This window comes from Amycolatopsis kentuckyensis (assembly GCF_002155975.1).
Lineage (GTDB): Bacteria > Actinomycetota > Actinomycetes > Mycobacteriales > Pseudonocardiaceae > Amycolatopsis > Amycolatopsis kentuckyensis.
On the sequence record NZ_MUMI01000633.1, the window covers coordinates 1 to 2587 of the forward strand.

Below are 2587 nucleotides of genomic sequence, written 5' to 3' on the forward strand. Positions count from 1 at the left end.
CGCCGTCCGCCAGCCCGCGAGCTGACCGGCGAGGGTCCCGAGCGGGACGCCCAGCACCGAGCCGAGCGGGACGGCGGCGAAGATCACCGAGGTCGCCCGCGCGGCGGCGGCCGGGCCGACGAGCCGGGGCGCCAATCCCGCGCCGAGCGACCAGAAGCCGCCGATGACGAGCCCGACGAGGAACCGGGCGGCCAGCAGGACCCCGAACGCGGGCGCGGCCGCGGCGAGGAAGCCGGCGGCCGCGAGCACGGCCATCAGGCCGGCCAGCACCAGCCGCCGGTCGACCCGGCCGGCCGCGACCGTGACGACCGGTGCGGCGACGGCGGCGACGAACCCGGGCACGGTCATGGTCCAGCCCGCGGTCCCGGCCGAGACGCCGAACTCGGCCGCGATCGGGTTCAGCAGCCCGATCGGCAGGATTTCCGTGGTGACGATGGCGAAGATCCCGGCGGTCACCGCGAAGACGGCGGGCCACCGGGGCGCAGGGGCGGTCATGCGGCCCAGTGAACCGGCGGCGGTTCGCCACGGCTGGCAGGAATGCGACGGCTTGCTCGCCACGCGGGGTCACGTCGGATTTCCGCCGGTTTGATCGACTCGGGATCGGGGCAGTCCGGAAAAGCACCCGATCGAGGAGGTTTCGATGGCCGACCGGCGTTGGCACTTCATCCCCGCCACGGTTTCGCTGTGCTGGCTCTACCTGGGCGTGGGGGCGGTTCTGCTCGTCTCGAGCATCCTCACCCTGACCGGCACCGAAGGCCGGGCACCCGTCCTGACGGTGATCGCGGCGGTGGCCGCGGTCGCCCTGATCGTCCTTTCCGTGGTCGGCCTGGCCCGCCCGAAACTGCGCGGCCGCTGACCGGCCGGGCCCCGCCGCGGCACCGGGGCCCGACCGGAATTCCCTACAGCTCCTGGTGGTCCGCGTGGTCGACGCGGGCCTCCGGCACCGGACGGCCGTCGCTCACCCGGAAGTCGTCGACGCCGTCGAGCACGAACGTCGGCGTGCCCGCCACCTTGTCCGCGCGGCAGTGGTGCACGTCGGCGTCGGCCACGTCCCGCAGGACGTACGCCGGGCGCGTGTCCGGCTTGCCGAACCGCACGTCGACGTTGTCCCAGCTGATTCCCCGTGCGTGGCGGACGAAGAAGCCGTACGCCGGGAGGGTGCCGAACATCGACGGCTCCGGGTACGCAGTTTCCAGCTCCGGCGGGTTCGGCACGGCGTCGCCCGGGGTGAGACCGCCCGCGAGGTGGTGGCGGATGTTGCTCAGCTTGACGTCCTCGATGGCGTGGCCCGGGATCCCGGCGATGCACGACGGGTAGCGCGGGTCCGCGTCGACGGTCGTGACGTCGCTGATGCTCACCCGGCGCAGGAACCCGACCGGGATCCCGGCCGGCCCGCGCATCCGCGCGCCCAGCCGGAGGAACAACGGCATCTGGACGTTGCGCATGGTCAGGTTGCTGATCGTGACGTCCTCGAGCCACCCGCCGTCGACCGTTTCCAGGGCGAGGCCGCGACAGTGCTCGAAGACCACGTTGGAGATCGCGATGTTGCGGAAGCCGCCGTTGGACTCGGTGCCGAACTTGACGCGGCCGGTGCGGCCGTACGCCGACGTCTTGAACGTGCCGCCGACCAGGGTGCCGAGGTCGTAGCCGCTGACGAAACAGTTGTCGATGGTGACGTTCTCGGTGTCGCGCACCTGGTTCAGCGCGTAGGAGCTCTTGAGGACGATGGCGTCGTCGTTCGGCGAGTTCACGGTGGTGTCGGCGATCCGGACGTTCTTGCAGCAGTCGATGTTGATGCCGTCGCGGTTGGTGTCGATCACCAGGCCGTCGATGCGGAAGTTGTCGACGCCGGTGGGCAGGATGCCGAAGTGCCCGCCGTTGACGATGGTGATGTCGCGGATCGCCACGTTGCGGCACCACTTGAGCGCGATCGCCTTGTTCCCGTTGAGCGGCGCGGATTCCGCGCTGCCGCCGGCGACCAGCCCCTTGCCGTCGATCTTGCCGGGGCCGGCGATGGTGACGTTCTCGAGGTTCTCGCCCCAGATCAGGCTGTTGTGCCAGTGGCTGTGCCCGAAGTCCTGGTACGGGTTGCCCGCGCCCGGTTCGGCGGGGTCGTAGCCTTGGCCGCCGGCCGGCGCGGCGGCGAGGATCGTCGCGTTGGCGCCGAGGTACAGCTCGATGTTGCTCTTGAGGTGGATCGAATAGCTCGCGTACGTCCCGGCCGGGAAGTACACGGTGCCGCCGCGGGTCGCGGCCGCGTCGATCGCGCGGTTGATCGCGGCGGTGTCGATCGTGCGCCCGTCGCCTCTCGCGCCGAACTTCGTGACGTCGAAGAAGCGGCCCGGCTGGTGCCCGAATTCCTCGGCGACGGCCGCCGGAGATCCGATGATTGGCAGGGCCGCCCCCGCGGCACCCGCGGCTCCCCAGACGACGGCACGGCGCCGGCTCAACGCTCTTCCCACGACAACTCCCTCACTTCGCCCTGGCGAAAGCACGTCAAGGTGCTTCCGACGGCGGATCGGGATACGTCCTCAGCTAAGAGCAAATGATCGGATGAGTCAAGCTCGTCCCCGCCCGCGGGCGGGGA

General features: G+C 71.1%; 3 protein-coding genes. 1 reads left to right on the forward strand and 2 read right to left on the reverse strand.

Annotation, left to right across the window (positions count from 1 at the left end):
• On the reverse strand, nt 1–495 hold a 495-nt coding region (locus tag CCN39_RS44290), incomplete at its 3' end, for an MFS transporter (protein WP_143264392.1).
• Between the two features lie 145 nt (nt 496–640).
• On the opposite strand from CCN39_RS44290, the gene CCN39_RS44295 reads away from it, so the two are divergent.
• The gene (locus CCN39_RS44295) at nt 641–856 is read left to right on the forward strand and encodes a hypothetical protein (RefSeq protein WP_086852764.1); all 216 of its coding nucleotides are present in this window, start codon (nt 641–643) and stop codon (nt 854–856) included.
• A gap of 43 nt (nt 857–899) precedes the next feature.
• On the opposite strand, the gene CCN39_RS44300 is transcribed toward CCN39_RS44295, so the two are convergent.
• On the reverse strand, nt 900–2390 hold the full coding sequence (locus CCN39_RS44300; RefSeq protein ID WP_086852766.1) for a rhamnogalacturonidase: 1491 nt from the start codon (nt 2388–2390) through the stop codon (nt 900–902).
• Between the last annotated feature and the right edge of the window lie 197 nt (nt 2391–2587).

Coding starts and splice junctions, on each gene's coding strand:
- CCN39_RS44295 (WP_086852764.1), top strand. CDS start 641: ATGGCCGACCGGCGTTGGCACTTCATCCCCGCCACGGTTTCGCTGTGC.